The following is a 7,381-nucleotide window of genomic DNA, read 5'->3' as shown; positions in this document are numbered from 1 at the left end:
CATGACCATTGCCGTCTACCTCCCCCTCGAAGACAAGGCCCAGTGGTGGGTGGAGATGCTGCAGGAGCTGATGCCCGGCTGGGACATCGCCGCGCTGGATGACATCGCCGACCCCGACGCCGTTACCTATGCCGTGGTCTGGCGGCCGCGTACAGGCGATCTCGCGAAATTCAGCAATCTCAAGGCCATCGTCTCTATCGGGGCGGGCATCGACCACGTGCTGAACGACGAGGAACTGCCGCAGGGCGTGCCGATCATCCGCACCGTGGGCGATGACCTGACCCAGCGGATGCGCGAATACGTGGCGCTGCACGTGCTGCGCCATCACCGCGACATGCCGCGCCAGCTGCAGGCCCAGGCCGAGCTCGACTGGCACGCCATCGTGGTGCCCGTCGCGCCCAACCGCACTGTCGGTGTCATGGGCCTCGGCAATCTCGGCGCCGCGGCGGCGCAGACCCTGTCGATGCTGGGCTTCACCACCCGCGGCTGGTCGAAATCGCCGAAGTCGATCGAAGGTGTCGAGACCTTCACCGGCCCCGAGCAGATGGACGCCTTTCTCGACGGTTGCGAGATCCTGGTGAACCTGCTGCCGCTGACCGAGCACACCACCGGGATCCTCAATGCCGAGCTCTTCGGCAAGCTCGCCGAAGGCGCCTGCGTGATCAACTGCGCCCGCGGCCCGCATCTCGTCGATGCCGATCTGCTGGCGGCGCTCGAGAGCGGCCAGATCAAGCAGGCCACGCTCGACGTGTTCCACCAGGAACCGCTGCCCACCGACAACCCGTTCTGGACCACCCCGGGCATCACCGTGACCCCGCACGTGGCCTCGCAGATCGATGCCGCCACCGGCGGGCGGATCATCGCCGCCAACCTCAAGACCTTCGAGGCGACCGGCACCTGCGCCGATCTCGCCGATGCGTCGCGCGGGTACTGACCCAAAGCGCCGGGCGGGTTGCCCGCCCGGCCTCCTTGGCCTGCCCTGCCGCCTTTGGAGTGCGCTCGGCCAGCCCGACTGGCCGGAAAACGCCGCGAACTTCGAGCTGAGCGCGGCCCGCCCGCGCTAGGCGCGCCGGTCCGCGGCACCGCCTCGAGCGGAGCCGGGCGCCAGGGGGGGCCGCTCCGGAGGGCCGCACACCTCCCCCGGAGCGCAACTGTCCCGCTCGGACCGCCCCGACGCGGCCTCCGCGAGACATTGACCCCGCATCCTGCGGCTGCATACGGTGCTGCATACACCACCGTCGGCAAGGAAGCCCCGCATGCCCCCGCAGCCTGTTCCGCCCAGTTCCGCGCATCGCGCCTACGGCCAGCTGCGCGAGCGGTTGCTGCGCTCGTCCTTCCTGCCCGGAGAAAAGCTCAACGAGGTGGCGCTGGCAGCCGAGCTCGAGATCAGCCGCACGCCGCTGCGCGAGGCGCTGAACCGCCTCACCGCCGAAGGGCTGCTGGTGCATCTCGACCGAGGCTTCGCAACCCCGCCTCTCGACCCCGAGCACGTCTTCGACCTGTTCGAGGCCCGGCTCGAAATCGAATGCGCCACCATCCGGCTCGCCTGCGCGCGCGCCGACGCCAGCGGGCTCGACGAGCTGGCCGCCTTTCTCGACGAGAGCATGGCGGAATCGCCCGAGGCCTCGGTCGACCGGCTGATCGAGCTCGATATCGGCTTTCACGACCGCATCGCCGCGCTCGCCGGCAATGCCGTGCTGCGCCAGATGCTCGCCAACCTCAACGACCGGCTGCACCTGATCCGATGGATCGCCATGGAAGGCCGGCGCGACCAGACCCAGGCCCAGCACCGCGACATGCTCGCCCATCTGCGCGACCGCGATGCCGAGGCGGCGATGGCCGCAATGCGGGTGCATATCCTGCATCGCAAGGAAGACATCCTCGCCGCGGTCAAGGCCGCCTACGGGCATGTCTATACCAGCGCCCGGAGCTAAGCCCCGACGCCGTTGCCGCGCTGCGCACAGAGTTGTATACAGATCGGAACACAGCCCTTCCCCCGGCCCCGCGCCGCCTTCCCTGCCAAGGAGACCCCGCATGGACAACAGACTGAACGGCGCCGAGGCGATGGTGCGGATGCTCGAGGCGCAGGGCGTGCGGCACATCTTCGGCCTCTGCGGCGACACCACCCTGCCTTTCTACGACGCGATGCACCTGCTCGATCACAAGATCGAACACGTGCTGACCCGCGACGAGCGCTGCGCCACCTACATGGCCGACGGCTATTCCCGCGTCACCGGCCGGCCCGGCGTCTGCGAAGGCCCCTCTGGCGGCGGCGCGACCTATATCCTTCCGGGCCTGATCGAGGCTTCGGAAAGCTCTTACGCGGTGCTCGGCATCACCACCGACATCTCGGTGGCGAGCTACGGCAAATACCCGCTGACCGAGGTCGACCAGGAGGCGCTGATGCGCCCGCTGACCAAGTGGAACACGGTGATCAAGCGCGCCGATCACATCCCGCGCATGGTCCGCGCCGCCTTCCGCGCCATGACCACTGGGCGCTCGGGCGCTGCCCATCTCGGCCTGCCCTATGACATCCAGTACGACCAGGTCGACCCGACCGAGATCTGGGCCGACCCGGCGCTCGCCACCTACCCCGCCTACCGCACCGGCCCCGACCCGGCCTCGGTCGAGGCAGCGGTGGACGTGATCCTCTCGGCCAAGACCCCGCTCATTGTCTGCGGCGGCGGCATCGTGGTCTCGGGCGCCATGGCCGAGCTCGACCGGCTCGCCACCCGGCTCGACGTGGCCGTCGCCACCTCGATCTCGGGGCAAGGCGCGCTCGCCGACAGCCACCCCAACGCGCTTGGCGTCGTGGGCTCGAACGGCGGCACCGACCAGACCTGGGAGATGATGGAGGCCGCCGACCTGGTGATCTTCATGGGCTGCCGCGCGGGTTCGACCACCACCTCGCGCTGGGAGGCCCCGAGCCCCGGCACCCGCATCGTGCATTTCGACGTCGACCCGATGGTGATCGGCGCCAACCTGCCCACCGAGGTCGGCGTGGTGGGCGACCTGCGCCTCGCGCTTGAGATGGTCAACGCCGAGCTCGACCGCCGCGACCAGGGCGCCGCGACCTTCGGCGGCGCGGCCGCGGTGGCCGACATCAAGCGCCGCAAGTTCGAGATCTTCGACCGCATCGCCGCCGAAGACAGCCGGCCCATCCGCCCCGAGCGCGTCATCGCCGCGCTGATGAAGGTGCTGCCATCTGATGCCACCGTGGTCTCGGACCCCGGCACCTCCTGCCCCTATGCCTCGGCCTATTACCGGCAGGCGCTGGCGGGGCGGTATTTCATCACCAACCGCGCCCACGGGGCGCTTGGCTACTCGCTCTCCGCCTCGCTAGGCGCGTGGTACGGGCGGCCCGACAGCAAGACCGTGGCGCTGATGGGCGACGGCTCCTTCGGCTTCACCGTGGGCGAGCTCGAGACCGTCTGCCGGTCGCGCGCGCCGATCACCTTCGTGGTGTTCTCGAACTCGAATTTCGGCTGGATCAAGGCCAGCCAGATGGCCGACAAGGGCAGCCGCTATTACAACGTTGATTTCAACCGCGTCGATCAGGCCGCCGTGGCCGCGGCCTATGGCGTTAAGTCGTGGCGCGTCGAAGATCCGGCCGAGCTCGAGAAGGTGCTGGCCGAGGCTGTGGCGCATGACGGCCCGACGCTGGTCGACATCGTGACCCAGCCGCTCGAGGAGGCCAACGCGCCGGTGCGCCGCTGGATGGGCTGAGCCCGCGCTGACCGGTCCACCGCCTCAGAAGCGGCGCGGCTGCAGCCCGGCCTGGAACCAGGTGGTCATCGAGTAGATGTCGTAGACCGGCAGGCCCGTCGCGGCGCGCACCGCGGCGCTGTAGGGCGCCATGTTGGTGCATTCCAGCACGATGGCGCCAAGCTCCGGATGCCGCGCCTGCAGCGCTCGCGCCGCCGCGACGACGTCAGCGCAGGCCTTGGAGAGATCGAGCTCCTGCCGCTCGGCCTTGATCAGCACCGGGAAGAACTCGTCCCCGTCCTCGCACCCCGCCACAGGCGTGTCGAGCGGCACGCCGATGCCGTCGAGATGCGCCGGCGTGATGCCGGAGGCGTTGATGGTGACGATCCCCACCAGCTTGCCCGGCGGAAGAGTCGCCTGCACCCAAGGCACCTGCATCATCGACGATGTCGCCACCGGCACCTGCACCGCCTCGGCCAGCTGGCGCTGGTAGATCGACAGGAAGCCGCAATTGGTGGTGATGCCCTCGGCGCCCAGATCGACAAGATCGCGCGCCGCAGCGATGAACGGCTCGAGCAGCCCCTCGGCCTTGTCGCAGACCACCTTGGCCGGGCTGGCGCCGCGCACCACATGGTAGAGCACCGGGAACGGCCAGGTCGTCGCGTTGCCCATGTCGCCATAGACGCGGGGAAAACGCGCCTCGAGCATCAGGATCCCCAGCGGAGCGCCATAGATCGCCTTGCCGCCTTGGGCGACATGGGTGCCGGGGGGGCCGAAAGGGCGCACGGGATCGAACATCGGGCGGGTCTCCGCTGGGGCAACTGCCCTCTCGATATGACCCGCTGGACCGTGATGCACAACGGCGCAAATGCAGGGCGCAGACGCCTGTTGCCTACCGGCGCCTGTGGGCCGGTCCGACGCGCTCGGAAGGGCGTGCCCCGGACCGCGCCGAGATCCTTGTTGAGATCAGGGAGACGGGCGGCACCCGGCGGCTTGGCGCGCACGCCCGCCCCGACCGGGCACCGTAACGGCAGCCCGTTGCGCGCGCCCGGCTCAGCCCTTGGCCCGCTCTGCTCCCTCAGCCCTCCGCCTCTGCCTCGGCCACGTTGGCCTTCACCGCAAAGAAGCTGTCTGGCGTGACCGAGATGCTGTCGATCCCGGCCCGCACCAACAGCCGGGCGAAATCGGGATGGTTGCTTGGCGCCTGACCGCAGAGGCCGATCTTGCGTCCCGCCTTGCGGGCCTTGGCGATCACCGTCTCGATCATCCACAGCACCGCCGGGTCGCGTTCGCTGAAGAGCTCGGCCAGCGCCTCGGAATCGCGGTCGACACCGAGGGTGAGCTGGGTGAGGTCGTTCGAGCCGATCGAGAAGCCGTCGAAGCGCTCGGCGAAGGCGTCGGCCTCGATCACGTTCGACGGAATCTCGCACATGACATAGACCTGCAGCCCGTTCTCGCCCCGGCGGAGGCCGTTCTCTTCCATCACCTCAAGCACCCGGTCGGCCTCGCCCACGGTGCGGCAGAACGGGATCATCACCACCACGTTGTCGAACCCAATCTTGTCGCGCAGCCGCCGGATCGCCCGGCATTCGAGCGCGAACCCGTCGCGATAGGCGTCGGAATAGTAGCGCGAGGCACCGCGGAAGCCGATCATCGGGTTCTGCTCTGCCGGCTCGAACCCCTGCCCGCCCAGCAGGTCGGCATATTCGTTGGTCTTGAAATCGCTCATCCGGATGATCGCAGGCTTGGGATACCACGTCGCCGCGATGCGCGAGAGGCCGCGGGCCAGCGTCTCGACGAAGTAGTCGAGCCGGTCGTCGAACCCGCGGATGAGCCGGTCGATCTCGTCGCGCTCGGGCCCCGGTTTCAACTGGTCGTAGCGGGTGAGCGCGAGCGGGTGCACCCGGACCTCGTTGCTGACCACGAACTCCATTCGCGCCAGCCCCACGCCATCCGCCGGCAGCCGCCACCAGCGCGCCGCCGCCGACGGGTTGGCCATGTTGAGCATCACCTCGGTGCGGGTCTCGGGCAGCGCGTCGAGCCGGGTCTCCTCGACGCTGAACGCCGCCTTCCCGGCATAGATCTCGCCTTCGTCGCCTGCGGCGCAGGAGACGGTGATCTCCTGCCCGTCATGCAGCAGATGCGTGGCCGTGCCGGTGCCGACGATGGCCGGCACGCCAAGCTCGCGGCTGATGATCGCGGCGTGCGAGGTGCGGCCGCCGTGATCGGTGACGATGGCCGCGGCGCGCTTCATGATCGGCACCCAGTCGGGATCGGTGTTCGAGGTGACAAGCACCGCGCCGTCGACGAAGCGGTCGATATCGGTGGCGCTTTCGATCAGGCAGACCTCGCCGGTGGCGATGGCGTTGCCGACGCTGAGCCCGCCCAGAAGTTTCTCGCCGGTCTTGCCAAGCCGGTAGCTGCGGAAGGCGCCGGCCTCGCTGCGCGACTGCACCGTCTCGGGCCGGGCCTGCACGATATAGATCTGCCCGCTCTCGCCGTCGCGCGCCCATTCCATGTCCATCGGCTGGCCGTAGTGGTCCTCGATCACCACCGCGGCGCGGGCGAGATCGAGGATCTCGGCATCGGACAGCACAAAGCTCTCGCGCTCGGCCTTCGAGGTCGGCACGTTGCGCGTCGGGGCGTCTGCTGTGCTCTGGTAGATCATCTTGATCTCTTTCGCACCGAGCCCCTTGTGCAGGATCGGCGCCAGCTCGGCGCGGTCGAGAAACGGCTTGTACACCTGATACTCGTCCGGGCTCACCGTCCCCTGCACCACGTTTTCGCCCAGGCCCCAGGCCGCATTGATCAGCACGATGCGGTCAAAGCCGCTCTCGGTGTCGAGCGAGAACATCACGCCCGAGCCGCCGATGTCGGAGCGCACCATCAGCTGCACGCCCACCGACAGCGCCACCTCGAGCTGGCCGAAGCCCTTGAGCTTGCGATAGGTGATCGCCCGGTCGGTGAAGAGCGAGGCAAAGCAGCGCCGGCAGGCGGTGAGCAGCGCGGCCTCGCCGCGCACGTTGAGAAAGGTCTCCTGCTGGCCGGCGAAGCTGGCGTCGGGCAGATCCTCGGCGGTGGCCGAGGAGCGCACCGCGACGGCGGGCGCCTCCTGCCCCGCGCGCCGCCCCAGCTCGCGATAGGCGGCGCGGATCTGCGCCTCGATCCCATCGGGCCAGCGCCCGCCGACGATGGCGGCGCGAATGCTGCGCCCTGCCTCGGCGAGGCCGATGCGCTGCGCGTCGAGATCGGCGAGCACCTCACCCATCCTGCCCTCGAGATCGTTCGCGGCGATGAAGCGGCGATAGGTGTCGGCGGTTGTGGCAAATCCCGGCGGCACCTGCACGCCCTTCTCTCCCAGCGACCGCACCATCTCGCCCAGCGAGGCGTTCTTGCCGCCGACGGTGGGCACATCCTCGCGGGTCAGATCCTCGAACCAGTGCAGCGCAGCGGCGCTGTCTCGCTCTTGCATGTTCATCGGCCTCTCCTCCCTTAGCCGGGAAGAAGCCTAGGACGATCCGCAGAGGCGCACCTTGATTGCGGTCAAGCGGCAGCGGGACATGGCGCCCCGTCGGTGGCGTTCGGGACTGGCGGTCGAGGAGGTCGCCCTGCAACCGAGCGGCGCCGCAGACGCGCCGGATCCGGCGCGTCGACCGATTGTAGGAGAGCTATGGCG

General features: G+C 69.1%; 5 protein-coding genes. 3 read left to right on the top strand and 2 right to left on the bottom strand.

All coding sequences use genetic code 11. The features are described from left to right. The 3 genes from AC6RA4_RS03120 to AC6RA4_RS03110 all read left to right on the top strand — a co-directional run. On the top strand, window positions 1-934 hold a 934-nt coding region (locus AC6RA4_RS03120; RefSeq protein ID WP_500157306.1), incomplete at its 5' end, for a 2-hydroxyacid dehydrogenase. A gap of 322 nt (window positions 935-1,256) precedes the next feature. Continuing rightward, the gene (locus tag AC6RA4_RS03115; protein WP_500157304.1) at window positions 1,257-1,934 is read left to right on the top strand and encodes a GntR family transcriptional regulator; all 678 of its coding nucleotides are present in this window, start codon (window positions 1,257-1,259) and stop codon (window positions 1,932-1,934) included. A gap of 100 nt (window positions 1,935-2,034) precedes the next feature. Then, the gene (locus AC6RA4_RS03110; RefSeq protein ID WP_500157302.1) at window positions 2,035-3,726 is read left to right on the top strand and encodes a thiamine pyrophosphate-binding protein; all 1,692 of its coding nucleotides are present in this window, start codon (window positions 2,035-2,037) and stop codon (window positions 3,724-3,726) included. 24 nt (window positions 3,727-3,750) lie between these two features. Here the strand turns inward: AC6RA4_RS03110 and AC6RA4_RS03105 are convergent, their stop codons facing one another. Beyond that, a complete protein-coding gene (locus AC6RA4_RS03105) occupies window positions 3,751-4,503 on the bottom strand; it encodes an aspartate/glutamate racemase family protein (RefSeq protein ID WP_500157300.1) in 753 nt (250 codons plus the stop codon). A gap of 280 nt (window positions 4,504-4,783) precedes the next feature. Further along, window positions 4,784-7,183 (bottom strand): phosphoenolpyruvate synthase, encoded by a 2,400-nt coding sequence (gene ppsA / locus AC6RA4_RS03100; RefSeq protein WP_500157298.1) that lies wholly within the window; start codon window positions 7,181-7,183, stop codon window positions 4,784-4,786. Window positions 7,184-7,381 lie beyond the last annotated feature (198 nt).

The sequence above is a fragment of the Salipiger sp. genome, from assembly GCF_059781815.1.
The sequence above is the reverse complement of the archived record's forward strand: the minus strand, read 5'-3'. Positions and strand labels throughout refer to the sequence as shown.

Bases quoted from the DNA above. Each gene is read 5' to 3' on its own strand.
- AC6RA4_RS03115 (WP_500157304.1), top strand. From the start codon at position 1,257: ATGCCCCCGCAGCCTGTTCCGCCCAGTTCCGCGCATCGCGCCTACGGC.
- ppsA (WP_500157298.1), bottom strand. From the start codon at position 7,183: ATGAACATGCAAGAGCGAGACAGCGCCGCTGCGCTGCACTGGTTCGAG.
- AC6RA4_RS03110 (WP_500157302.1), top strand. From the start codon at position 2,035: ATGGACAACAGACTGAACGGCGCCGAGGCGATGGTGCGGATGCTCGAG.
- AC6RA4_RS03105 (WP_500157300.1), bottom strand. From the start codon at position 4,503: ATGTTCGATCCCGTGCGCCCTTTCGGCCCCCCCGGCACCCATGTCGCC.